Below are 22,570 nucleotides of genomic sequence, written 5' to 3'. Positions count from 1 at the left end.
GCTCGCTAAGCTCTGCCCACATCCATGAGAGCGCTCTCAGCTTGCGGTTGTTCCACCCCCACCTCGCGGGAACGACGAAGGGCATCTTCCATGAGACGCACCAGACTCAAGCATGCCGGCGTGGCCGTACTCCTCCTGATCGGCAGCTGGACCGCGGCCGGCACACTGCCCGCCTCGGCGAGCGACACCGCCGCCTCCACCCCTGCCGGCGCCGGCGCCCGCGCCGCCGACTCCGCACCGGCCTCCGCCGGTCTTCTGCGGGCGATGCAGCGGGACTTCGGCCTGACCCGCGCCGAGGCCGAGACCCGGCTCGCCGCCGAACGCCACGCCACCGACCTCGCGCCCAAGGCCCGCAAGACCGCCGGAGCGGCCTACGGCGGAGCCTGGTTCGACGCGCGGAGCGGAAAGCTGACCGTCGCCGTCACCCCGGACGCCGGCACCTCGACGGTCCGCGCCCTGCGCTCGTCCGGCGCGGCCGTCCGCACCGTGCAGCACAGCGCGCGCCGGCTCGACGCCGTGAAGTCGCACCTCGACCGCCTGGACGCGCCCTCGGGAGTGAGCAGTTGGTCGGTCGACCCGGCCGCCAACACCGTGGTCGTGAACGTCGTCCGCGACCAGCGGACTGACAACGATGTCCAGCGCTTCGTCGCCGAGGCCCGGGAGACCGGCCCGGTCACCGTCCGCACCGTGCGGGCCGCCGCGCGGACCTATGCGGCGGGAACCGTGGGCGGCGACCCGTACTACACCGGCAACGTCCGCTGCTCCATCGGCTTCTCGGTGCACGGCGGCTTCATCACCGCCGGACACTGCGGCGGCGCCGGGGCCGGCGTCCGGGGCTGGGACGGCTCCTACATCGGCAACTTCCAGGGCTCCTCGTTCCCGGACAACGACTACGCCTGGGTCAACGTGGGCAGCGGCTGGTGGACGGTGCCGGTGGTGCTCGGCTGGGGCACCATCCCGGACCGGCTGGTCCGCGGCTCGGCCGAGGCGCCGATCGGTTCCTCGATCTGCCGCTCCGGATCGACGACCCACTGGCACTGCGGTGCCGTCCTGGCCAAGAACGAGACGGTCAACTACAGCCAGGGCGCGGTGCACCAGATGACGAAGACCAGCGTCTGCGCCGAACCCGGCGACTCGGGCGGCTCGTTCATCAGCGGTGACCAGGCACAGGGCGTCACCTCCGGCGGCTGGGGCAACTGCTCCGGCGGCGGCGAGACCTGGTTCCAGCCGGTCAACGAGATCCTCGGCCGCTACGGGCTGACCCTGCACACGGCCTGACCGCACGGCTCGACCCCGAGCGGGCCCCGCTGGAACAGCGGCGGGGTCCGCTTCCCGTCCCCGGCACGCGGCTCGGGCGGCATGCCGCGCCTACTGCTTCGCCCCGAAGTTCTGCGTCCACCAGGGCCCGCCCGACCCCTCGTGGATGCCCACGCCGATGTCCTTGAACGAGCAGTTGAGGATGTTGGCGCGGTGACCGGGACTGTTCATCCAGGACTCCATCACCGCCTCCGGGGTCTGCTGGCCCCGAGCGATGTTCTCCCCGTACGTCGACCATCGGTAGCCCGCGGCGGTGGTGCGCTGTCCGGGGTCGGCGCCGTCCGGGTTGGTGTGGTCGAAGAAGTCGCGGGCGGCCATGTCCTCCGAGTGGCGCTGCGCCGCCTGGTTCAGCTGGGCGTCCTCCGTGAGCGGGCCGCAGCCGCCGGCCGCACGCTCCTCGTTCACCAGCGCCACCACCTGCGCGACGGCACCCGTCGGCGTCTGCTGCGACCGCGGTGCGCTGGACGCGGTCCGGACAGGCCGGGTGACGGACGGCTGGGGCGCGGGTGTGGTCTTCTCGGCGGGGCGCGGGCTCTTGGAAGGGCGCGGCTTCTTCGACGGTGACGCGGACGGCGACGCGGAGGCGGATGCCGACGCGGACGCGGAGGTCTCGGCCGGGCTGGGCGCCGAGAGGTCCACGACGGGTGCGCCGGCGGTACGCGCGGCGGTCACCTCCTCGGGGCCGGTGCCGGTCTCCGGGTCGGTGTCGAAGTACCACAGACCACCACCCGCCACACAGGCCGCGACGACGGCGCCTCCGACGGCCCGGCGCCGATTGCGCCGGCGGCGGCGCGCCTCGGAGCGGGAGGCCGCCCGGCCGGAGGCGGCACGGTGTCCGGCGCCCCGGCCCGAGCCGCCCTGGCCTCGGAACAGGCCCAGCGGGGACGCCGAACCGACGGCGGCCGTCGCGGTGGTGCCGGAGAGCACCCTCTCCAGCAGCGCGGGCGCCGCGGCGACCAGCGCCAGCCCGGCCAGCAGCCCTTCCGCCGGCATCAGCCCGCTCCACAGGCCGGAGCAGCGGGCACAGCCACGGGCGTGCCGGGCTATTCGCTTGCGCCACAGCGCCGACGGCCGGCCGTCCCAGGAGACCAGCAGTCCGCCGAGGTCCGCGCATCGCGGGCGCGCGTCGAGCGCCCGCACCACCACGCGGGCCGCCTCCAGCTGTGCCTTCATCCGCTGCACCCGGACCGCCGTGTGCTGAGGAGAGAGCTCCAGGGCGGCGGCGACCTCGGACCGCGTCAGCTCGCCCGCGCACTCCAGCCACCAGAGGGACAGCAGCCCCCGGTCGTCGGGTTCCAGCCAGCGGGTCGCGCGGGCGGTCTCCTGGCGCTGGCCGGACAGCTGGAGCTGCACCATGGTCAGGTCCACGAAGTCGGCGCCGGGGTCCGCGAGTTCCTCGGCCTCCTCGACGGCGCCCGGCACCGACTGCCGGTCCTGCCAGTGCGCCCGGACCTGGTTCATCGCGATGGCCACCAGCCAGGAGCGAAAGTTCTCGGGAGCGCGCAGACCGCCGAGCCCGTCGAGGGCGCGCAGCATGGTCTCCTGCACCACGTCGTCCACGTCGACGGAGCCGTTCAGCGCCCGCCCCACGATGTTGTAGACCAACGGGAGATACGCACCGACCAGGGCGTCCTGAGCCTTCGGATCACCACTGCGGGCAGCGGTCACCAGTGCCGCCGACTCCCTCGCGCGCTCTGCACCCATCACATACTTCCCTGTCCTCGACGCCGAACGAATGTCCGTCACATGGGAGACCGCTCGGTGCGCCTGGGATAACAATTATTCGGACGTGTGTCCCACGAGAGACTCACGGGGCCGGCCCGTCGGCGCAAGGGGAGAGATCACAGTCGGCGTCGGCGTCCGCTCTCGCGGTCGGGACGGCACGGGTGCGGCCCCTCCGCCGGGTCGAACCCGGAGAAGGGGCCGGCCGTCCTGATCGACGGTCAGTAGGTGACCTTCACGACGCCCGAGGCGGTGGCGTCGGCGCCCGTGCCGTCCGCCGGGACGGCGGTCAGCTTCCAGGTGTAGTTGCCGGTCGCCACCGGGGCGCCCGACTCGGAAGTGCCGTCCCAGGCGACCCGTACGGCACTGCGGGCGCCCTCGCCCGTCCAGGTCCGGACGACCTCACCGGTCGCGCGGCGGGTGAGGGTCACCTGCCAGGAGGCCGCGGGCTTGGAGAGCCACCACGTGGCCGCCCACTGACCGGTGGACGTGCCGGGTGCCGCGGTGCGGGCGACCCGCAGCGGCGACACCGCGTGCTGGGGCGCGGTGACATGGACGGTGTCGTCCGCGCCGACCCAGACGAGCTTCCCCGCGCCCGCGTCGAGGGTCCAGGTGGTGCCGCGTCCGTCGCCGTCGGCGGACTGCTCGAGGCCCGAGACGGTGCCCAGGTCGGCCGTGGCGCCGTCCGTCCGCAGCGCCGTCAGACGCAGTGCGCCGGACTCGTCCTCGTGGGCCAGGAAGCGGTCGCCGAGCAGGACGCCGGAGGCCGGGGCGGGGTAGGTGTGCCCGGACGCCAGGTCGCGGACGCCCGCCGCGTCCGTGGCGGCGCAGCTCCAGTACAGCAGGGTGCCGCTGTGCTGGAGTTCGTCGGGGACGCAGGCGGAGCCGAGGTCGACGGTCGCGGTGAGGTTGCCGGAGCGCACGTTGATCACCTTCACCGTGCCCGGCTCCTTCAGCGCCGGCTTGAACAGCTTCTTCTGGTCCAGTACGGCGGCCTGCGCGGGCTGTTCGCGGACGATCTCGTCGCGAGCGGTGTCGACGACGTACTGCCGTCCGCCCGCCTGGTACAGCACGAACTCCGGTGCGGCGTCGAGGACGCGGCCGTCGGTGCCCGGCAGCGGGAAGCTGTCCACGGGGTGTTCCGGGTCGTCGCCGGTCACCAGCACGTCGGCGCCCGTGTCCGGGTCGGCGACCAGTCTGGCCAGCCCCTCGTCGGTGCCGTCGGCGAAGCGGCCCGCGGTGAGGCCCGGGAAGTCGGCGAGCCTCGCGCCGTCGGCCGGGTCGAGCCCGGTGCCGATGTCCTTGCCGTGCAGGGTCCGCGTACCGGCGAGCACGTTGACGTATCTCAGCCTGCCCCGGTCGAGGGTCAGCGCCTGGATCGAGCCGTCCGCGGTCTTGACCCTCGGCACCTGGCGCAGCGGCAGGCCCGAGACGAGGCCGAGGCCGTCCACGCTGAAGAGGTGCACGGCGCGCTTGCCGTCGGCGTCCTCGCCGAGCACCACCAGGCCGCCGGTGCCCTCGGTGCGCAGGAACGTCTGCTCGACATCACTGAGCAGCGTCCGCTCGGTGTCCGCTCCGGCGAAGGGGGTGAGGTGCAGCGGGCCGCCGTCGCCCTCGTACCAGAGCACGTTGTCACCGACCACGAAGGTGGTGACCTCGCTGTCCGAGGAGCGTGTGGGCAGCGGCACGACGCGCGGGGCGGCCGTGCTGCCCAACGGCATGACGCGGACGCCCGGTTCACCACTGCGGGAGAACCAGCTGACGGTGGTCTGCGTGATGCGGAAGCTGCTCGCCTCGCCGGTCACGGGCAGCGGGACGACCCTGCCGTTGTAGGCGGTGAGGATGCCGTAGCCCGGCGTGCCGTCGGCGGTGCGGTAGCCGATGAGGAGCTGGTTGTAGTGCGCGCCGAGCAGAACGGGTTCGGCGCCGGTGGCGGCTCCTTCGGGCAGCTGCACGACCGGGTCGCTCTCCGGGTCCCCGCCGCGCGCCACGCGCAGCTGGTACGTGCCGTCGCCCTGGTCGACGGTGGCCAGCACCCACCCGTTCGCGACGCGCGGGTTGAGGTACCCGGCGGGCACGGTGATGGTGCTGGTGAAGCGGGAGTCCTCGATACCGACCCGCACGACGTCCGTACCGCCGTCCTCGCGGGGCTTGGTGTAGACGACGCGGTTGTACTCGTCGTGGCCGCGCACGATGGCGTCCTCCGGCACGCCGTCGAGGGCGGGGACGGTCCTGGTGGTGCGGTTGTACGTGGTCGTCCAGAGGTATTCGGCGCCCTCGCGGTGCAGGATGCCCTGGCCGCCGGTCGCGAGCACCGTCTCGGCGCCGTCGGTGTAGGCGTCGGGCGCGGGGACGACGACTTCGGCCGCTCCGGCGGCGTCACCGGCCGCGTGGGCGGTGGCCGGCAGGGCGGTCGTGAGGCCTGCGGCGAGGACGACGACTAAGGCCGCGGCGGTGGCTGTGGCGGTGGCTGTGGCGGTGGTGCGGTGGTTCGAGCGGAGCTGTTGGGACACCTGATCCCCCTTTGTCAACCGTCAACGTTGCCTGTTAACCGTCAACGTGCGAGTTGTCGTGTGAACTCGGTTAACAGTACGCAGTTGCGCGGGAGTTGTGTGCGCGGCGTGTTCCACTCACGTCGCAGGAGTGTCACGACGTCGGTCGCCACGGGGGCGAACAACTCCTCGCACACCTCTTGACGGGCGATCACTACCAGCCAGTAGGCTCACGCCACCCCTCGACGACTCCGGCGTCCTCCCCACACGGCCGCGGCGAACCGAACCCCCGCGACGCCGGAAATGCCGGACATGTTGGATATCGCGTCATGCCCGCCGAGCCGCGGGCACCCCTCCCGCGATCCGGGAACGAGCACCGTCCCCCTCCCCACCCGAACGCGCCGTCGGGCGCGATCGCTCACCGCACTCTGTGAGGCCACCCTCGTGAAGAGCCCCCTCCCCGCCGCGGCCGTCGCCGCCGCCGGTGTCCTGCTCGCCGTGCAGGCGTCGGGTCCCGCCCAGGCGTCGAGCAGCTCCGCTTTCACCTCCGCCAGCCATCCCATCCTCTTCGTGCACGGCTACAGCGGTGACGCCACCAACTGGAACACCATGGCCAACCGCTTCGCCGCGGACGGCTGGCCCTCCTCCCGCTTGCGGCAGTGGTCCTACGACTCGCGCCAGTCGAACACCACGACCGCCCAGCAGCTCGCCGCCGAGGTCGACCGTCTCCTCGCCGCCACCGGCGCCTCCGAGGTCGACATCGTCAGCCACTCCATGGGAGGCCTCTCCTCGCGCTATTACCTCAAGAACCTCGGCGGCGGCTCCAAGGTCGACGCCTGGGTGTCTCTGGGCGGCCCGAACCACGGAACGGACACCGCCAACAGCTGCTTCGACACGTCCTGCGGCGAGATGCGCATCGGCTCCGCCTTCCTCACCGCCCTCAACTCCGGCGACGAGACACCCGGCTCGCCCCGTTACGCGACCTGGTGGTCGCCCTGCGACACGGTGATCAACCCCGACAGCTCCGTGCCGCTGTCCGGGGCCGCCAACACCCGGACCGCCTGCCTCGGCCACATGGGGCTGCTGTCCGACGCGACGGTCTACGCCCAGACCCGGGACATGATCAACCTCTGATCACTCCCCCGCCGGCCGGCAGGGGCCGCGGCCGTCAAGGGCCGCTCACCGCGGCCCTCTGCCGGCACCACGGCCGCACCGCCCCGTCGGTGATTCTCCAGGCGACCCTTCACACGACGGAGGGCGGCCGGCCGAGGAACCGGCCGATGACGGCTACAGCCTGCTCCGGGTGCTCTTCCAGCCACCGGCCCAGGCCTTCGCGGACGGCCTCGCCGACGCAGACGCCCGCGGCGGCGCTGCTCAGAGTGGCGCGCGTGGCACCTTCGAACTCGGGACGGTCCATCTTCACCGAGACCACCGCCGTCAGGCCCTCGCTCATCCGCTCGGCGCCGAGGCCGGGCTCCGCCGGAGACAACAGCCCTCGCCTTCGCGCGTACGCGTCGACCGTGGCCGCGAGCCCGTCACGGAAGCCCGCCAGGTGAGTGCCCCCGCCGTCGGTGGCCAGGCTGTTGACGAAGGTCCGGACCTGTTCCGCGCGGGAGGCGCACCACCGCAGGGCCACTTCCGCCGTCCCCCCGATCCGAGGGGCCGTCCGCTCGAAGCCGATGACATCACGGTGCAGAGGCGTCCCGGACGCCGCGTCGAGGAAGGCGACGAAATCCCGAGCGCCGCCCGGGAAGTGGAAGCGTTCCGACCGCGGTCCCGCTGGTGCGCGCCCGCCCGGGGCCCGCTCGTCGGTCAGTGTGAGGTCCAGGGCCCGGTTCAGGAAGGCCAGTTCCCTGAAGCGCTCCGCCAGTGCGGTGTACGAGAACTCGGTGGTCTCGAAGATGTCGGCGTCGGGCCGGAAGGTGAGGGTGGTCCCGCTCCCGGTCGCCGGCCCCACGGCGGTGGGCGGGGTGATCGGAACGCCGCATGCGTACTCCTGGACCCAGTGCACTCCGTCGCGCCGGACCTCGGCCGTCAGACGGCTCGACAAGGCGTTGGTCACGCACGGACCGATGCCGAAGAGGCCCAGGGGTGCGACACGGCAGCCCCTGGGCCCCGGCCCGCTGTGCGGGCGGGTCAGCAGGGATTCGAGACCGGGGCCGTCGTCGCCGGCGTGTCCGGCGGCCTCGACGGGGACGCCCGGTCCGTCGTCGGAGACACGGACCCGGCCGTCAGCGGTCAAGGTGACGGCCACGCGGCCGGCACGCCGGGCCAGGACCTCGTTCACGGGGCGGTCGGCGACCTCGAACACAAGCTGGTGCAGGCCGCGTTCACCGATCGACCCGACGTACATCCCGGGCCGCTTCCGGAAGGCCTCACACCCCTCCAGCACGTGAATGCGCGTGGTGTCGTACCCGTCGGCTTCCTCGCTCACAAGGCCTCCTCGATGGTGTCCGGCAGGATCCGGTGGGGCCCAGGCCGGCCGGGCCCCGGCGGTGTCAGTCCTCCTGCTCGTTGGGTACCACCGCGGTCACCTTGCCCGTGTGGTCCGCCGTCAGATGGCCGGACTGGGAGTACTTGTTGGACAGATAGGCCGACATGCTCATCGGGTCGCCGAAGGTCGGGTCGGCGCCCTCCACCAACAGGTACCGGAGGGTGGCGTCCTTCACGTTCAGTTCCTTCTCGGCCCGCTCGAACAGGGCGGGGACGGCGTCCCAGTCGAAGTCGCCCGCGCTGAACGGGCTCTCCACAGCGCTCACCGAACCACTGATGATGCCCTTCTGCGCGCCCTGACCCGGCCGGTAGGTCCACGAGTCGTAGCGGGTCTTGCTGCCGTCGACCATGACCTCGGCCGAGACGTACTCCGGATAGACGGTGAGGCCGCACATCCGGTCCGTGCCCGTCTCGGCCTCGAGCGCCGCCACGGCGGTGCGGATGCCGTCCGGGGTCAGCAGGTCGACCCGCGTCGCGTCCCCCGCGTCGTCACCGGAGCCGGCCGTGCCGTCGGAGTCGTCGCCGCCCGCGGGGAGATCGGCGGCGTTCGTCGGAGCGGGGGTACGGGAGCCACCGGCGACCGGGCCCGGCGACGTCGCGCCTCCACCCTTCGAGCTGTCGTCGCCGCCGTCGGGCAGGAGAGTCCACACCAGCACTCCGACGAGCACCGTGGAGGCGACCGAGGAACCGACGGCCACCCGGCGGATCCGCCGCCGTGTCCGCGCTTCGTGGTCGCCGCGCCCGGCCACCGTGACCGCACCGGGCAGGGCGTGGCCGGGCGGCTGCCCGACCGGCGAGGTGGCGTGCACGGAACGCGCGTTCGAGAAGGGCGGGTACGGCGTGTGCGGCGCGTAGGGAGAGGACTGTGCGGCAGGCGGGGGCGGGGCGGTGTGTCCGAAGGAACCGGCGGGCGGCGCGGTGCCGGGCGGAACGGGCCCCGCGGGACGCGGTGTCGAGGACGCCGGCGGCGCCAGGTGGAACGAGGTCGTGCCGGTGTGGCCGGCCGCCGGACCCGGCACCGGCGCCTCCTCCGCCGCCGCGAGCATCGCGTCGACGGCGGCCGCGTCCGGTCGCCGGGCCGGGTCCTTCGTCAACGCCGCGTCGAGCAGGGGCCCGAGCACACCCGCCCGCCGGGGCGGCGGCAGCTCCTCGTTCAGGACGGCCGCCAGTGTGGCCAGCGTGCTCCCCTTGCGCAGCGGATGGTGACCTTCGACGGCCACGTACAGCATCATCGCGAGCGACCAGAGGTCGGATTCCGGACCGCCGTCGCCGCCGGAGATGCGTTCGGGGGCCATGTAGTCGGGGGTGCCGATGATGGAGCCGGTGGCCGTCAGCGCGGTCGACTCGCGGATCGCGGCGATGCCGAAGTCGGTGAGCACCGGGCGCCCGTCGGTGCGCAGCAGCACGTTCGCGGGCTTGACGTCCCGGTGCTGGATTCCGGCCGCGTGCGCCGCGCGCAGCGCGCCGAGCACCCCACGGCCCATCCGGGCGGCCTCGCGCGGCTCCATCGGACCGCGGGCGAGGCGGTCGGCGAGCGAACCTCCGGTGACCAGCTCCATCACGAGCCACGGGTAGGGGTGCTCGGCGCCGTCCACCACATGGTGGATCGTGACGACGTTCGGGTGCTCGACGCGGGCCAGTGCCCGGGCCTCGCGCAGCACCCGGGCGCGCAGCAGCGCCGCGGCCTCCGGGTCGTACTCGGCGAGCCCCGGGTCCGGCGGGCGCACCTCCTTCAGCGCGACGGCGCGGTCCAGCACGACGTCGCGCGCCCGCCACACCGTGCCCATGCCGCCACCGCCGAGCCGTGCCTCCAGCTCGAAACGGCCGTCGATCACCCGTCTGCCGGGTTCCCCCTCGTTCATGGCCCGGAGCATACGAGAACGCGGTGACACCGGGCTTCCCGGCCCTGGCGGTACGGCCCGCCGCGTGCGCGCGGCGGGCCGTGACCGGGAGGGCTGGAGGGACGGGAGGGCGGACTCTCGTCAGAGGTTCGTGAGCATGCCCGCGCGCAGCCGGGCGAGGGTGCGGGACAGGAGCCGCGAGACGTGCATCTGGGAGACGCCCAGGCGTTCGCCGATCTGGGCCTGGGTGAGCTCCTCGACGAAGCGCATGTGGATGATCTGGCGGTCGCGCTCGCCGAGTTCGGCGATCAGGGGCGCCAGGGCGTGGAAGTCCTCCACCAGCTCCAGCGCCTGGTCCTCGGTGCCGATGAAGTCCTGGAGCGCGGTCTCGCCGTCCTCGCTGGTGCTGATCGCCGCGTCCAGGGAGGAGGAGTTGTAGCCGTTGGCGGCCAGGCGGGCCTCGCGCACCTCGTCCTCGGGCAGGCTCATCAGTTCCGAGAGTTCCTTGACCGTGGGGGTACGGCCCAGGCGGCTGCTGAGTTCCTCGGTGGCACGCGCCAACTGGACGCGGGCCTCCTGGAGCCGGCGCGGCACGTGCACGGCCCAGGTGGTGTCGCGGAAGAACCGCTTGATCTCACCGACGATGTAGGGGATGGCGAAGGAGGTGAACTCCGCCTCCCGGGAGAGGTCGAACCGGTCGATCGCCTTGATCAGGCCGATCATGCCGACCTGGACGATGTCCTCCATCTCCTCCGGCCCGCGGCTGCGGAACCGGCCGGCCGCGAAGCGGACCAGGGACATGTTCATCTCGATCAGCGTGTTGCGGGCGTACTGGTACTCCGGCGTGCCCTCCTCCAGCACCGCCAGCTGATCGAAGAACACCCGGGACAGCTCCCGGGCGTCCTTCGGCGCCACCCGAGAGGGATCGGCCACCTCCGGCAGTTCGGCCGTCTGCGTGTCCGCTGCCACCGTGTGCGTGAGTGCCATGCTGTTCCCCTCCCGAAGTCGAGCCAACCGCCAACGTCCGCCTTCACCGGCCGACGAGGCAGCACGTACCCGGTCATCCTGCACCCATGCCCGCCGGTTTCACGAATCCGCCGCAATTTTATGGACGGCGCGTTCATTTCACGCTTATATGAACTCAGCGTTCATATAAGCGTCGAAGGGAGCGTCCCATGAGCACCTCCACCACCGCCCGCGTGGCACTCGTCACCGGCGGCTCGGGCGGCATCGGCCGTGTCGTGGCCGAGCGGCTCGCCACGGACGGGCTCGCGGTCGCCGTGCAGTACGCGGGCAACAAGGAGCGGGCCGAGGAGACCGTGGCCGCCGTCACCGCGGCGGGCGGCAGGGCCCTCGCCGTGGGCGGCGACGTCGCGGACGAGAACGCGACGAGCGCGGCGTTCGACGCGGCCGAGGCGGCCTTCGGCGGTGTCGACGTGGTCGTGAACACAGCCGGAATCATGATCCTGGCGCCGGTCGCGACCTTCGACCTCGCCGATCTCGACCGGATGCACCGCACGAACATCCGCGGCACCTTCGTGGTCTCCCAGCAGGCGGCGCGGCGTGTCCGTCCGGGTGGCGCGATCGTCAACTTCTCCACCTCCGTGGTCCGCACCCAGCTGCCGGGCTACGGCGCCTACGTCGCCAGCAAGGCCGCGGTCGAGGGCCTGACCCTCACCCTGGCCCGCGAACTGCGCGGCCGGGACATCACGGTCAACGCCGTCGCGCCCGGCCCCACCGCCACTCCTCTCTTCCTGGACGGCAAGGACGACGCCACCGTGGCGAACTTCGCCAAGGCCACCCCGCTCGAACGGCTCGGCCGCCCCGAGGACATCGCCGAGGTCGTCTCCTTCCTCGCCGGTCCCGGACGCTGGGTCAACGGGCAGATCCTGTACGCCAACGGCGGCCTGGCCTGACACCGGCCGGTCCCCTCGTACGACCGAAACCCGAAAAACCCCCTGGAACCGCGAGACCCAGCAGGAGCACACGTGGCGAACAGAGCGGACGGCACCGCGGCCAAGGACGGCGGCGGGCGCGGACGAGGGCGCAGGCCGGCGGACGAGGTCCGCGCCGACGTCCTGCGCACCGTCGGGGAACTGCTGCTCACCGAAGGCGTCGCCGGCGTCGGCTTCGAACGCGTCGCCAAGGAGTCGGGCGTCAGCAAGACCACCCTCTACAAGTGGTGGCCCTCCCGAGGAGCGCTCGCCCTGGACGGCCACTTCCACGCCGTCGAGAGCACGCTGGCCTTCCCCGACACCGGGGACATCCGCGCCGACCTGCTCGCTCAGCTTCGCGCCTTCGCGCACGTGATGACCCGGACTCCGGGCGGACGAGTCCTGGCCGAGCTGATCGGCGCGTCACAGACGGACCAGGACCTGGCCGCCGCCTACCGGAAGCTGTACTCGTCGCAGCGCCGCCGGCTGGCGGGCGACCGGCTCCGGCGGGCTCAGGCCGTCGGCCAGATCCGTACCGGCGTCGACGTCCAGGTCCTCGTCGACCAGCTCTGGGGCGCCGTCTACCACCGGCTGCTCATCCCGGACGAGCCCATCACCGACGACTTCCTCGTCGCACTCGTGAACAACCTGATGGACGGAGTCGGTGCTACGGGGCGCGGGCGGCCGGCGGGCGAGGACGCCGGCACCGCGTCCTGAGCCGACAGCGGGCAGTCACTCGGGCAGCACGACGAGCACATCACCCGCGGCGCGTTCGCCCGTGCGGTCGCTCGGCCGGCCCTGGAGCTCGTCCTGGACGACCATCGCGGTGGAACCGCCGCCGTCCAGGCCGAGGGCGTCCACCGCGCCGAGGCCGCGCATCACCGCGGCGGTCTCGGTGATCGACAGGCCGACGCTGTGACCGGGCCGGCGGCCGTCGACGGTGAGCAGCACGATGCGCCCGTCCCGGGTGACACCGGCCGCGGTGCGCGGATTGCGGCGCAGATACCAGCCGTTGTGGACGGCGGCGCGATCGGCGCCCCCGATGTCCTCGGGGCTCCATCCGTCCCGTACCGGGTCGAGGACCACCTGGCCGTCGCGGAGCAGCAGCGGGCCTCCGTTGACGACGGAGGTCTTCGCGGTGAGCGGCAGTTCGACGTCCTTCTCGGCGTCCCGCACCGTGCCGCGCACCGTCAGCCGGGCGCCGGTCCCGGCGTGGGCGCGCAACCAGTCGGCTCCCGTGCCGGTGCCTTGCAGCACGGTGCCGTCCACCGGGACGGAACCGCCTCGGCTGTCCCGGAGCGCGGTCACCCGGCCGTCGGCGTCGAGGGTGGCCTGGTATCCGGCGCCCTGCGGGGCGGTGGCGCCGAATGCCGGGGTGACGGCGACGAGTTCGTCGGCGTTGCCGCAGGTGTAGTCGTGCGCCGGATGCGCGAAGGGGGTGGCGTTGCCGACGCCGCCGCAGTTCACGATCAGGCCGGACTGCCGGTTGAGGCCGGTCACCTCGCGGGAGGCGCCGTCGGCCGTGCGGACCGTGATGCTCGTCCTGAGGCGGCGTACGGAGGTGCCGCGGCCGGAGTCGGTCGGCACGACCAGGGCGGGCCGACCGTTCACGGCCTCCGAGACGAGGCCTCCGCCGACGACCGAGATGCCGCCGAGGTCGCCGTCGGTGCCCGCGACCCGGTCGCCGGGAGTGGTGGTGGCGCCGCCGATGACGAAGTAGCCGCCGTTGACGGCCGCGAGAGCGCCGGTGCGGTGTGCCACCGAGCTGGTGGTCTCGCGGCCCGGCACGATGCCGGTCGCCAGTTCGGACCGGACGCTGCCGTGGAATCGCGCGGGGTCGACGACGAGCACGTCCAGCGACCAGGGGCCGGTCGTCGCGTGCCCGTCCTCACCGGTGTGCTGGACGGTCCCGGACAGCCCGCGAGCCGCGATCTCGGTCCTGGCCCGGTCCGCGGCGGCCTGGTCGGCGTACCGGCCGATCCGCACCATCCAGCCGAGCGGCCGGTCGCCCGGTCTGCGGGGATCCGGTCCGGCGGTGCGGTCGCGCCGGGGTTCGTAGCCGGCGGCACGGATGTCGCCCTCCAGCTCGGCGGCCTCCGACTCGTTCGTGGCGACGCCGATCGTGACGGTCCAGAAGTCGTCCGCCGACTCCGTGCCGCGCTCGATCGCGATGTGGGTCACGCCGGGCGCGATCCGACGGGAGGTGCGGTGCTCCTCCAGCGTGGCGGGGCCGAGCGGCAGTTCCCTGGCGGCCGCCGCGTCGGTCCGCGGCTCGGCGGGCCGGCTCTGCGCCGTGGCGGCGACGGTGACGGCGACCACGCAGGCGGCCGCCGCCCCGCCGAACACCCAGCGGGGCGCCGTGCGCGTCTTCATCAGCCTGCCCTTTCAGGAACGGAGAGTCGGCTTCGTGAGCGGATCCCCGTCCCGGGCACGCGGTGGTCCTCCAGGCGCTCGGACTCGGTCATGATCGGCCGGGGCGTCATCCTTCCACAGGCCCCCTCCCCCGGCTCGCGGAGGGGACCTCCCTGGTGGCGGGGGCCGGTCAGCCCCCGAACGCGGTCAGGACGCCGTTCTGCCCGGGCGCGAACACACGGCCCTTCGCGGTTCCGATGCCCGGGCTGACCCAGCCCCGCCAGTCCTCCTCCGCGATCACGTTCTCCATCGGGTACGGCTCGGCCCACAGCTGGTAGGACCAGATGACGGCGCCCGTGGACGCGTTCAGGACCACCAGGCGGCCGTTGCCGTCCTGGACGTAGACCTGGCCGCCGGCGACGAGACGGACGGTGGCCGCCTGGCGCGGGCTGCGGTAGCTCCAGACCGTCTTGTACGTCGTCGTGCTGATCGCCTTCACGACGCCCCGGTACGCCACGTAGACCCGGCCCGGGCCGAAGGCGGGGGTCGCGTCGGCGGGGAAGGAGCGCAGGGCGGCGCCGGTCCTCTCGTCGTACGCCACGGTCCGCTCGTCGTCGGCGGACGAGCTGCGCAGCCACAGCGCCCCGGCGCCGCGCGCGATCGGGTTGCCGCCGAGCGCGGTGAGGTCGGGAACGTCGTAGCGGTGGAGCTCCCGGCCGGTGCTCCGGTCCAGAAGCTGGTAGGAGGCGTTGTCGAAGCCGAACCACACGCCAAGGTCGTCGACGAGCACCGGCGACCATCCCCAGTCGACGAGCGGGGCCCGCCACAGTTCGGCTCCGTCGCTCGCGCGCAGCGCCAGGGCCGTGCCGCGGCCGTCCTGGGTGTACAGGACGCCGTCGTACCAGGCCGGCGGGTACTCGCACGAGCCGGAGCCGAGGCTGCGGGACCACCGCTGCGCACCTGTCGCGGGGTCCCAGGCGGTCACCACGCCCCGGCCGGTCTGGGTGTAGAGCAGCCCGCCGCCGTAGGCCAGGGTGGCCTTGGGGTCGTTGTCGGTGATCAGTCGCTGGGGCCACAGCCGCTTGCCGGTGGCCGCGTCCAGGCCGACGAGTTCCATGCGCGGGCCGCCGGACTCGTCCTCGCCGGCCGCGTTGACCACCACGTAGACCTTGCCGCCGATCGCCACCGGCGCGGAGACCGCCGAGCCGAGGTCGATCGACCAGAGCCTGGTGAACGGCGCGGACGCCGTCGCCCCGGTGACGAAGCTGTCGTTGCGGGCGTTGGCGCGGTATCCCAGCGTGGCGTCCGCCGGTTCCGTGGCCGCCGTCACCGACGTGGGTCCCGACGGCGCCGCGTCCGACGGACCGACACCGACGGTGAGGACCGCCAGCGTCATCGCCATCGCCGTCGCACAGGCCGATCTGGTCCGGACACGCCCCGCTCCGCTGCCCATGGAATCCCCCTCGAAGAAGCCGGCCGGTGTTCCGGCCGCCGCTCCGTATACCCGGGAATCACGAGTCAACTCCCTTCACTCGAAGGGAGTTTCAGCGGCCATGGTTCACGGTCGGGTGGCGGTGTCGCTGTCCGGGTAGAGGGCGAAGATCTGGTCGAGGCCGACGATGCGCAGGATGCGCAGGGTGTTGTCGGGTACGGCGGCGAGCGCGAAGTCCGCCTGGGCGGCCACGGCGTGGTTGCGGGCGGCGATCAGGGCGGTGATGCCGCTGGAGTCGCAGAACGTCATACCGCCCAGGTCCAGCACGAGGCGTCCGCCCGGCCGGGGGGCGACGGTGGGGAGCAGGTCACGCAGTTCGGCGGCGTTGGCGTAGTCGAGTTCGCCGGTTATCTCCAGTACGGGACCGGTGGCGGCGTCTCGGGCGGTGATCTTCAGCGGGCTCATCGTCTGTTCGTCCGGGGGGCGGGGGCGGGAACGCCGAGGGCGAGAAGGGCGGTGTCGTCGTCGAGGCCGTCACCCAGGTCGTGCAGCAGCCCGGTCAGGGCCTGGATGACGGCGTCCGGGGTCTTGCCGGCGTGGCGGGCGGCGAAGTCGCGCAGGGCCGCGTCCCCGTACAGGCTGCCGCGGTCGTCGTCGGTGCGGGCCTCGGTGAGGCCGTCGGTGTAGAGCAGGAGAGTGTCGCCGGCGGCGAGGACGGTGGTGGCGGTGGCGAAGGGCGCGGAGGGCAGCACGCCGACGAGGAGACCACCGGGGGTGGGCAGGAAGTCGGCGGTGCCGTCGGCGCGCAGCACGAGGACCGGCGGGTGGCCGCCGGAGGCGAGGTGGACGGCGGCCTGTCCGGTCGTGGCATCGGGTTCGACGACGCCGAATATGACGGTGCAGTAGCGCGGGTCGCCGCCGAGGGCGTAGCGCTCGTGGAGCACCTGGTTGAGCGTGGCCAGCGCGGAGACGGGGTCGGGGTCGTGGAGGGCGGCGGCACGCAGGGTGTAGCGGGTCAGCGAGGTGACGGCGGCGGCCTCGGGACCCTTGCCGCAGACGTCGCCGAGGAAGAACCCGTAGCGCTTGTCGTCGATACGGAAGACGTCGTAGAAGTCTCCGCCGAGCCGGTCGGGAGAGGCGGTGTGGTAGTGGGCGGCGGTGGCCATGCCGGGGACCGCCGGCAGGGTGTCGGGCAGCAGGGACCGCTGGAGCACGGCGAGGGCGTCCTGGAGCCGGGCGCGGTCGGCCTCGGCCTGTGCGCGGGCCTCTTCGGCGGCCTTCTGGCGGCGCAGGAGTTCCTGCTCGTAGGCCCGGCGGTCGCGGGCGTCGAAGGCGGTGGTGCGGATCAGCAGCGGCTCACCGGTGCTGCCGTACTTCACCACGGAGGAGACCAGTACGGGTATCCGCTCGCCACCGGTCTGCTTGAGCTCCAGGGCGATCCCGCTGATCTCGCCCTGCATCCGCAGCAGCGGCGCGAAGTGCGTCTCGTGGTACAGCTTGCCGCCCACGGTCAGCAGGTCACTGAACCGCATGCGGCCCACCGCCGCCTCCCGCTCCAGGCCGAGCCAGCCCAGCAGAGTGGTGTTGATCTTCGCGATGGTGCCGTCCATCAGCGTGGACAGATAGCCGCAGGGCGCGCTCTCGTACAGCTCCTCGGCGCTGTCCTCCAGCAGCGCGGCGAACGCCGCCTGGGACACCTTCTCGTCGTCGGCCTCGTAGGGGTCGGGCTGCTGCCCGGTGCGGCACATCACCGCAAGCCCGCCAGGAAGCTCCGGATCGCCTGGTTGGTGGCGGCGGGCGCGGACAGGTGCGGGCAGTGGCCGGTGGCGTCGAGCGTCACCAGCGTCGAGCCGGGGATCGCCCGGTGGACGAAGGCACCGACCTCGCGGGGGGCGATGACGTCCTGGGTGCACTCCAGCACCAGCGTCGGCACCTTCACCCGCTTCAGGTCGTCCCTGGTGTCCGACAGGAACGTGGTCCGGGCGAACACGCGCGCCATGTCGGGGTCGGTGGCGCAGAAGCTGTTCCTCAGTTCGTCACCGAGTTCGGGCCGATCCGCGTTGCCCATGATCAGCGGCGCCATCGCCGCCGACCAGCCGAGGTAGTTCGAGTCCAGGGACGCCAGGAGTTCGTCGATGTCCGCGGCGCTGAATCCGCCGGTGTAGCCGTCGTCGTCGATGTAGCGCGGAGAGGGAGCGACCATCACCAGCGCGCCGATCCGCTCGGGCGCCCGATCGGCGGCCAGCACTCCGATCATCGCGCTGACGGAGTGGCCCACGAACACCGCGTCGCGCAGGTCGAGCGCTTCGCAGACCTCCACCACGTCCTGGGCGTAGCCGTCCATGGAGCCGTAGCGGTCGGCCGAGAAGGCGGCCGGGTCCGCGCGGCCCGAACCCACGTAGTCGAAGAGCACCACCCGGTGGTCATCGATCAGCGCAGGCACCGTCAGCCGCCACATGTTCTGATCACAGCCGAAGCCGTGGGCCAGCACGACCGGCCGCCCCTGCGGATCACCGGTCACGGTGACGTTGTTCCTGCGAGCGATGTCCATACCCGCCAGTCTCTCAGTGCGCGCCGGCCTCTCGGTCACGGCCCCGGATCACCGCACACTCCGCGCGCGGCCTTCACAGACGTCACACGGCCGACGGCGCGGTGCGGCGGCCGTACGTTCGCGATCAGGTCGAACGTACGGCCGCCGCACCCCGGAGGTGTCCGCCACCTGTCCGTCGCGGGAAAGGCCTGCCCGGCGAGTCGCGGGCGGGGAGGCGCGCTCAGGTGGTGAGGAGGGAGTCGTCCTCGGTGCGGGCTCCGGGCAGCCGGTGGCGGGCGGCGATGAGGGCGGCGTCGACATCACGGGTGCCGGTCGACACGCACAGCGTGTAGGCGACGTCGTTCATCCGCTGGCGCACTTCTTCGCTGCCTTTCTCGGCGTGCAGGATGCGCAGCGTGTCGTACTGCTCGATCAGGTTCTTCAGCACGGCCGGGTGTGCCATCAGCATCGGGAGCCTCCCCTGGGTCTGCTACTCGCGTGGGTCGTACATCGACCCTTGTGCCCCGATCCTTCGCCGCAATTCCGCGAGATCGCCGGGGAAGTGATCGGTTTCGCCACAGTGTCGCGGCGGCCGGTCATCGGCGGTCCATCCGCCGGCTACGGCACGAGCTGGTCGGCGAGGCGGCGTGCCTGGGCGAGCAGGGTGCCGTGCGTCGCCAGAGCGCCGGGGTCGTCCCGTACGGCGTCCGGGAGCCGCCGCTGGACTTCGTCGAGGGCGCGGCGCAGCTCCGTGACCGCCTCGCGCAGCACCTCTCCGTCGGAGTCGTCGCCGGCGTTCTCGGCGAACCTGGTGCGGCCGTAGAGGCCGACGGCGCGCGCGGTGTGCCGCAGGAAGTCCGCGTAGGGGCCGGTGATCCGCTTGCCGGGCCGCGTCGGCTCGCCGTGCTGGTCCGCGGTCTCCAGCACGGTGCGGGTCACTCCGGTGGTGTGCACGGCAACGTACTCCAGCACGGCGAGCGCGTCGTCGTAGTCCTTGCCGGGCGGGGAGAGGACGCGTCCCCGGCGGCCGCGCGGATTGACGCGCATGCTCTCCCGGCTCCAGCCGACCGCGTGGCGGGCCTGGTCGACCAGGCGGCCCAGGCGCAGTGCGCGCTCGTGCCAGTCACCGGCCTCCTGGGTCTCCCACTCGCCGTCCGCGAGGCCGTCGGCCACGTCGTCCAGGATCTCCTGCGCCTCGGAGGCGGCGTCCCGCAGTGCCGCGCGGGTGTCGCGCAGGTACACCGGCGGCCGGATCAGCGCGTTGACGGCGACGCCGACCACCGCGCCGAAGACGGCCTCCGCGATGCGCGCGCCGGAGGCGGCGACGGTGACCTGCTGGCCGGTGAGGACGAACAGCGCCCCGGTGGCGGCGTAGACGCCCTGGCTGCCCAGGCGCCGCCACTGCGCGAGCAGCAGGACCGCCGGGAGGACCAGCAGCATGGTGATCATGGTGCCGTGCATAAGCAGGGCCGCGACGGTGGCCACCGCCGTGCCCACCGCGATCGCCGCCAGCTGTTGCAGGCCGTGTGCGATCGAGCGGTACACCGTCGACTCCACCAGCAGGATCGCCACCCAGGGCGCGACGAACGCCGCGGGTGCCTCCAGCCACCAGCCCGCCACCGCCCAGGCGATCCAGGCCGCCAGCGCCGCCTTCGCGGCCTGCACGGCCAGGTCCCGCTCGCGGCCCGGGCCCGCCCAGGCCCGGCGCACGGCCCGCACGGCGGCGCCACCGTGGCGTCGCAGCGCTCCTGTCGTCCTGCTGGTCCACTCCATGACACGGCAGGTGCCACGTCACGGAGATCCGATGCATCTCATGCATCCCCTGCATCCCCTGCGTGTCGCGGGCGGCGGGGGTCGTGGGTCAGCTGAGGGTGGGCCGCCAGGCGGCTTCGGCGGCCCGGGCGGTGGGCTGGGTCGGGAAGACCTGGTCGAGGCCGACGATGCGGAAGACGCGGCTGACCCGGTGCGGCACCGCGGCCAGCACGATGGTCGCCCCGGCCGCCAGGGCGTGGTTGCGGGCGGCGATCAGGACGGTGATGCCGCTGGAGTCGCAGAAGGTGAGCTGTTCGAGGTCGAGGACGAGTTGCTGGCCCGGTTCCAGATCGACCCGGAGCAGGGCCGCGCGGATCTCGTGCACGGTGCGGTGGTCCAGTTCCCCGGCGATCTCAATGACCGCTCCGGCGGTGCCGGCGCGGACGTGGACGGTCAGGTTGCTGGTCACTTCTGCTCTTCGTCGTCGAGTCGGGGCACGTGGATGGCGAGGACGGCGGTGTCGTCGTCCACGCCCGTGCCGAAGGTGTCGAGCAGCTCGCGGATCGCGCCGATGGTGTCCGAGGCGGTGGTCGGGGCCAGCGAGCGGCCGAAGTCGAGAAGGGCGTCGTCGCCGTAGCGCTCGCCACCGCTGGCGGTGGCGTTGATGTGGGCCTCGGTGAGGCCGTCGGTGTGCAGCAGCAGGGTGTCTCCCGGGCCCAGGTGGATGCTGTTGGTGGCGATGTGGGCGTCGGGGAGGACGCCGATGAGCTGGCCTTCCGGGGTGGGCAGGTAGTCGGCGGTGCCGTCGGCGCGCATCAGCAGGGCGGGCGGATGGCCTCCGCTGGCCAGGGTGATGCGGAACCCGCCCCGCTCGTCGTCGGGGGTGAGCAGGCCGAAGATGACGGTGCAGAAGCGAGGGTCGTTGCCGTTGTACTCGTGGTTCAGGACCGTGTTGAGGTTGGCCAGGACGGCGACCGGGTCGGGGTCGTAGACGGCGGCGGCGCGCAGGGTGTAGCGGGCCAGGGAGGTGATGGCCGCGGCGGCGGCGCCCTTGCCGCACACATCGCCCAGGAACAGTCCCCAGGTGCCGGCGGCCAGCGGGAAGAGGTCGTAGAAGTCGCCGCCGACCTCGTCGACGGAGGCGATGTGGTAGTACGCGGACACGTCGAGGCCGGGTACGTTCGCCAGCGTCGGCGGCAGCAGTGTCGTCTGGAGGGTGGTGGCCAGGCGCTGGAGGCGGTCGCGCTCCAGGTCGGCCTCCTTGCGGGCGCGCAGCAGCTCCGTCTCGTAGGCGCGGCGGTCGCGGGCGTCGAAGACGGTGGTGCGGATCAGGATCGGCTGTCCTCCACTGCCCGTCTTCACCGTGGAGGTGACCAGGACCGGCAGGCGTGAGCCGTCCGCGGCCTTGAACTCCAGAGCGATGCCGCGCACCTCGCCCTGCATCCTGAGCAGCGGGGCGAAGTGCGTCTCGTGGTAGAGCCTGCCGCCGACGGTCAGCAGGTCGGAGAAGTGCTTGCGGCCCACCAGCTCGTCGCGCCGGTAGCCGAGCCAGTCCAGCAGAGTGGTGTTGATCTTCGCGATGCGGCCGTCCAGCTGGGTGGACAGATAGCCGCAGGGGGCGTTCTCGTAGAGGTCCTCGACGCTGTCCTCCAGCAGGGCGGAGAACTGCGCCTGCTCGTCCGGTGGCCCCTGGTTCTTCTCGGGGTCCGGGCCGCCGCCTCCGTCGTCGGCCCGGCACATCATCCGACGGCTCCGGCGAACGCGGCGATCGCCGCGGCGGTCTCCTCGGGGGCGGCGAGCTGCGGGCAGTGGCCGGTGGCGTTCAGCGTGACCAGCCGACTTCCCGGGATCTGCGCCTGGACGTACGCGCCCACCTCCTGCGGTGCGATCGCGTCGCGGGAGCACTGCGCCACCAGCGTGGGCACGCTCACCTTGGCCAGGTCGGCCCGGTTGTCGGAGAGGAACGTCACCCGGGCGAAGATTCTCGCGATGTCCGGGTCGGTGCGGCAGAAGCTGTTTGTCAGCTCCTCGGCCAGTTCGGGCCGGTCCGGATTGCCCATGATCACCGGTGCCATGGCGCCGGACCAGCCGAGGTAGTTCGCGTCCAGCGATTCCAGCAGTTCATCGATGTCCGCTGCGCTGAATCCGCCTCGGTAACCGGTCTCCGGGTCGTCGATGAAGGACGGGGAGGGAGCGAGCAGGACCAGTCCGGCGAACGCCTCCGGCTTCCGCGCCACGGCCAGCACGCCCATCATGGCGCTCACCGAATGCCCGACGAACGTCACCGGGCCGAGCGCGAGCTCGTCGCACAGTTCCAGCACGTCGTCGGCGTACCCGTCCATCGTCGAGTACCGCTCCGCGTTCCATGCCGACAGGTCCGAGTTTCCCGCGCCGACATGATCGAAGAGGACGACGGTGAAGTCGCGCTCCAGCACCGGCGCCACCAGCCGCCACATGTTCTGATCACATCCGAAGCCGTGCGCCAGCATGACCACCGGCCCGCCGGGTCGCCCGGTCACCGTCACATGGTTCCTGCTGCGCACGTCCATACGCCCATCCTCGCAGAGCCGGGGCGGAGCGCTCTCGGGCTGCGAGGGCGGGGGGCGGTCGTGCGGCGCCTGTGGGTGACGGGGTGCGTGTCCTGGGTGACGAGCGCCGGGTCCGGTGAGCGGCGGCCCGCCGCGGGATGAGCCGTGGGCTGTCCG

Annotated in this window: 19 protein-coding genes; 4 read left to right on the top strand and 15 right to left on the bottom strand. The window is 72.7% G+C overall.

The window, feature by feature from the left end; all coding sequences use genetic code 11:
• Nucleotides 1–90: 90 nt before the first annotated feature.
• Nucleotides 91–1,278 (top strand): S1 family peptidase, encoded by a 1,188-nt coding sequence (locus ABT232_RS24840; protein WP_351843507.1) that lies wholly within the window; start codon nucleotides 91–93, stop codon nucleotides 1,276–1,278.
• Nucleotides 1,279–1,368: 90 nt separating this feature from the next.
• Here the strand turns inward: ABT232_RS24840 and ABT232_RS24835 are convergent, their stop codons facing one another.
• A complete protein-coding gene (locus ABT232_RS24835) occupies nucleotides 1,369–3,021 on the bottom strand; it encodes a sigma-70 family RNA polymerase sigma factor (protein WP_351843504.1) in 1,653 nt (550 codons plus the stop codon).
• 239 nt (nucleotides 3,022–3,260) lie between these two features.
• Nucleotides 3,261–5,552, bottom strand: a complete 2,292-nt coding sequence (locus ABT232_RS24830; RefSeq protein ID WP_351843502.1) for a FlgD immunoglobulin-like domain containing protein — start codon at nucleotides 5,550–5,552, stop codon at nucleotides 3,261–3,263.
• A gap of 423 nt (nucleotides 5,553–5,975) precedes the next feature.
• Between ABT232_RS24830 and ABT232_RS24825 the strand changes: the two genes are divergently transcribed.
• Nucleotides 5,976–6,665 (top strand): esterase/lipase family protein, encoded by a 690-nt coding sequence (locus ABT232_RS24825; protein WP_351843500.1) that lies wholly within the window; start codon nucleotides 5,976–5,978, stop codon nucleotides 6,663–6,665.
• Nucleotides 6,666–6,774: 109 nt separating this feature from the next.
• On the opposite strand, the gene ABT232_RS24820 is transcribed toward ABT232_RS24825, so the two are convergent.
• From ABT232_RS24820 to ABT232_RS24810, 3 genes are all read right to left on the bottom strand, one after another.
• Entirely contained in the window at nucleotides 6,775–7,965 is a 1,191-nt protein-coding gene (locus ABT232_RS24820; RefSeq protein ID WP_351843498.1) for a DNA topoisomerase subunit B, read from the bottom strand.
• Between the two features lie 64 nt (nucleotides 7,966–8,029).
• Nucleotides 8,030–9,886 (bottom strand): protein kinase domain-containing protein, encoded by a 1,857-nt coding sequence (locus ABT232_RS24815; protein WP_351843496.1) that lies wholly within the window; start codon nucleotides 9,884–9,886, stop codon nucleotides 8,030–8,032.
• Nucleotides 9,887–10,006: 120 nt separating this feature from the next.
• A complete protein-coding gene (locus tag ABT232_RS24810; RefSeq protein WP_351843494.1) occupies nucleotides 10,007–10,852 on the bottom strand; it encodes an RNA polymerase sigma factor SigF in 846 nt (281 codons plus the stop codon).
• 188 nt (nucleotides 10,853–11,040) lie between these two features.
• On the opposite strand from ABT232_RS24810, the gene ABT232_RS24805 reads away from it, so the two are divergent.
• Together ABT232_RS24805 and ABT232_RS24800 are read left to right on the top strand one after the other, a co-directional pair.
• Nucleotides 11,041–11,781 (top strand): SDR family oxidoreductase, encoded by a 741-nt coding sequence (locus tag ABT232_RS24805; protein ID WP_351843492.1) that lies wholly within the window; start codon nucleotides 11,041–11,043, stop codon nucleotides 11,779–11,781.
• 72 nt (nucleotides 11,782–11,853) lie between these two features.
• Nucleotides 11,854–12,516: a TetR/AcrR family transcriptional regulator gene (locus tag ABT232_RS24800; RefSeq protein ID WP_351843489.1), complete on the top strand. Its 663-nt coding sequence runs from the start codon at nucleotides 11,854–11,856 to the stop codon at nucleotides 12,514–12,516.
• Nucleotides 12,517–12,531: 15 nt separating this feature from the next.
• Here the strand turns inward: ABT232_RS24800 and ABT232_RS24795 are convergent, their stop codons facing one another.
• The 10 genes from ABT232_RS24795 to ABT232_RS24750 form a co-directional block, all read right to left on the bottom strand.
• On the bottom strand, nucleotides 12,532–14,172 hold the full coding sequence (locus ABT232_RS24795; RefSeq protein ID WP_351843487.1) for a phosphodiester glycosidase family protein: 1,641 nt from the start codon (nucleotides 14,170–14,172) through the stop codon (nucleotides 12,532–12,534).
• Nucleotides 14,173–14,341: 169 nt separating this feature from the next.
• On the bottom strand, nucleotides 14,342–15,547 hold the full coding sequence (locus ABT232_RS24790; RefSeq protein WP_351843485.1) for an outer membrane protein assembly factor BamB family protein: 1,206 nt from the start codon (nucleotides 15,545–15,547) through the stop codon (nucleotides 14,342–14,344).
• A gap of 162 nt (nucleotides 15,548–15,709) precedes the next feature.
• A complete protein-coding gene (locus tag ABT232_RS24785; RefSeq protein ID WP_351843483.1) occupies nucleotides 15,710–16,048 on the bottom strand; it encodes an STAS domain-containing protein in 339 nt (112 codons plus the stop codon).
• A complete protein-coding gene (locus ABT232_RS24780) occupies nucleotides 16,045–17,331 on the bottom strand; it encodes a PP2C family protein-serine/threonine phosphatase (RefSeq protein ID WP_351843482.1) in 1,287 nt (428 codons plus the stop codon). The genes ABT232_RS24785 and ABT232_RS24780 overlap by 4 nt, the downstream gene beginning before the upstream one ends.
• A complete protein-coding gene (locus ABT232_RS24775) occupies nucleotides 17,331–18,134 on the bottom strand; it encodes an alpha/beta fold hydrolase (protein ID WP_351843481.1) in 804 nt (267 codons plus the stop codon). The genes ABT232_RS24780 and ABT232_RS24775 overlap by 1 nt, the downstream gene beginning before the upstream one ends.
• Before the next feature lie 220 nt (nucleotides 18,135–18,354).
• Nucleotides 18,355–18,582 (bottom strand): DUF5133 domain-containing protein, encoded by a 228-nt coding sequence (locus ABT232_RS24770; RefSeq protein ID WP_351843479.1) that lies wholly within the window; start codon nucleotides 18,580–18,582, stop codon nucleotides 18,355–18,357.
• Between the two features lie 149 nt (nucleotides 18,583–18,731).
• Nucleotides 18,732–19,886, bottom strand: coding sequence for an aromatic acid exporter family protein (locus ABT232_RS24765; RefSeq protein ID WP_351843477.1), 1,155 nt, complete (start codon nucleotides 19,884–19,886; stop codon nucleotides 18,732–18,734).
• An 88-nt stretch (nucleotides 19,887–19,974) separates the two neighbouring features.
• Nucleotides 19,975–20,334 (bottom strand): STAS domain-containing protein, encoded by a 360-nt coding sequence (locus tag ABT232_RS24760; protein WP_351843475.1) that lies wholly within the window; start codon nucleotides 20,332–20,334, stop codon nucleotides 19,975–19,977.
• On the bottom strand, nucleotides 20,331–21,605 hold the full coding sequence (locus ABT232_RS24755; RefSeq protein ID WP_351843656.1) for a PP2C family protein-serine/threonine phosphatase: 1,275 nt from the start codon (nucleotides 21,603–21,605) through the stop codon (nucleotides 20,331–20,333). The genes ABT232_RS24760 and ABT232_RS24755 overlap by 4 nt, the downstream gene beginning before the upstream one ends.
• The gene (locus tag ABT232_RS24750) at nucleotides 21,605–22,414 is read right to left on the bottom strand and encodes an alpha/beta fold hydrolase (protein WP_351843473.1); all 810 of its coding nucleotides are present in this window, start codon (nucleotides 22,412–22,414) and stop codon (nucleotides 21,605–21,607) included. Before ABT232_RS24750 ends, ABT232_RS24755 begins: the two co-directional genes overlap by 1 nt.
• Nucleotides 22,415–22,570: the final 156 nt, after the last annotated feature.

It is taken from the genome of Streptomyces sp. NPDC001532, from assembly GCF_040298625.1.
GTDB lineage: Bacteria > Actinomycetota > Actinomycetes > Streptomycetales > Streptomycetaceae > Streptomyces.
The sequence above is the reverse complement of the archived record's forward strand: the minus strand, read 5'-3'. Positions and strand labels throughout refer to the sequence as shown.

What these genes read in the sequence shown, in the direction of transcription:
- ABT232_RS24840 (WP_351843507.1), top strand. Translation starts at nt 91, where the DNA reads ATGAGACGCACCAGACTCAAGCATGCCGGCGTGGCCGTACTCCTCCTG.
- ABT232_RS24835 (WP_351843504.1), bottom strand. Translation starts at nt 3,021, where the DNA reads ATGGGTGCAGAGCGCGCGAGGGAGTCGGCGGCACTGGTGACCGCTGCC.
- ABT232_RS24815 (WP_351843496.1), bottom strand. Translation starts at nt 9,886, where the DNA reads ATGAACGAGGGGGAACCCGGCAGACGGGTGATCGACGGCCGTTTCGAG.
- ABT232_RS24810 (WP_351843494.1), bottom strand. Translation starts at nt 10,852, where the DNA reads ATGGCACTCACGCACACGGTGGCAGCGGACACGCAGACGGCCGAACTG.
- ABT232_RS24805 (WP_351843492.1), top strand. Translation starts at nt 11,041, where the DNA reads ATGAGCACCTCCACCACCGCCCGCGTGGCACTCGTCACCGGCGGCTCG.
- ABT232_RS24795 (WP_351843487.1), bottom strand. Translation starts at nt 14,172, where the DNA reads ATGAAGACGCGCACGGCGCCCCGCTGGGTGTTCGGCGGGGCGGCGGCC.
- ABT232_RS24790 (WP_351843485.1), bottom strand. Translation starts at nt 15,547, where the DNA reads ATGACGCTGGCGGTCCTCACCGTCGGTGTCGGTCCGTCGGACGCGGCG.
- ABT232_RS24785 (WP_351843483.1), bottom strand. Translation starts at nt 16,048, where the DNA reads ATGAGCCCGCTGAAGATCACCGCCCGAGACGCCGCCACCGGTCCCGTA.
- ABT232_RS24780 (WP_351843482.1), bottom strand. Translation starts at nt 17,331, where the DNA reads ATGTGCCGCACCGGGCAGCAGCCCGACCCCTACGAGGCCGACGACGAG.
- ABT232_RS24775 (WP_351843481.1), bottom strand. Translation starts at nt 18,134, where the DNA reads ATGGACATCGCTCGCAGGAACAACGTCACCGTGACCGGTGATCCGCAG.
- ABT232_RS24770 (WP_351843479.1), bottom strand. Translation starts at nt 18,582, where the DNA reads ATGCTGATGGCACACCCGGCCGTGCTGAAGAACCTGATCGAGCAGTAC.
- ABT232_RS24765 (WP_351843477.1), bottom strand. Translation starts at nt 19,886, where the DNA reads ATGGAGTGGACCAGCAGGACGACAGGAGCGCTGCGACGCCACGGTGGC.
- ABT232_RS24755 (WP_351843656.1), bottom strand. Translation starts at nt 21,605, where the DNA reads ATGTGCCGGGCCGACGACGGAGGCGGCGGCCCGGACCCCGAGAAGAAC.
- ABT232_RS24750 (WP_351843473.1), bottom strand. Translation starts at nt 22,414, where the DNA reads ATGGACGTGCGCAGCAGGAACCATGTGACGGTGACCGGGCGACCCGGC.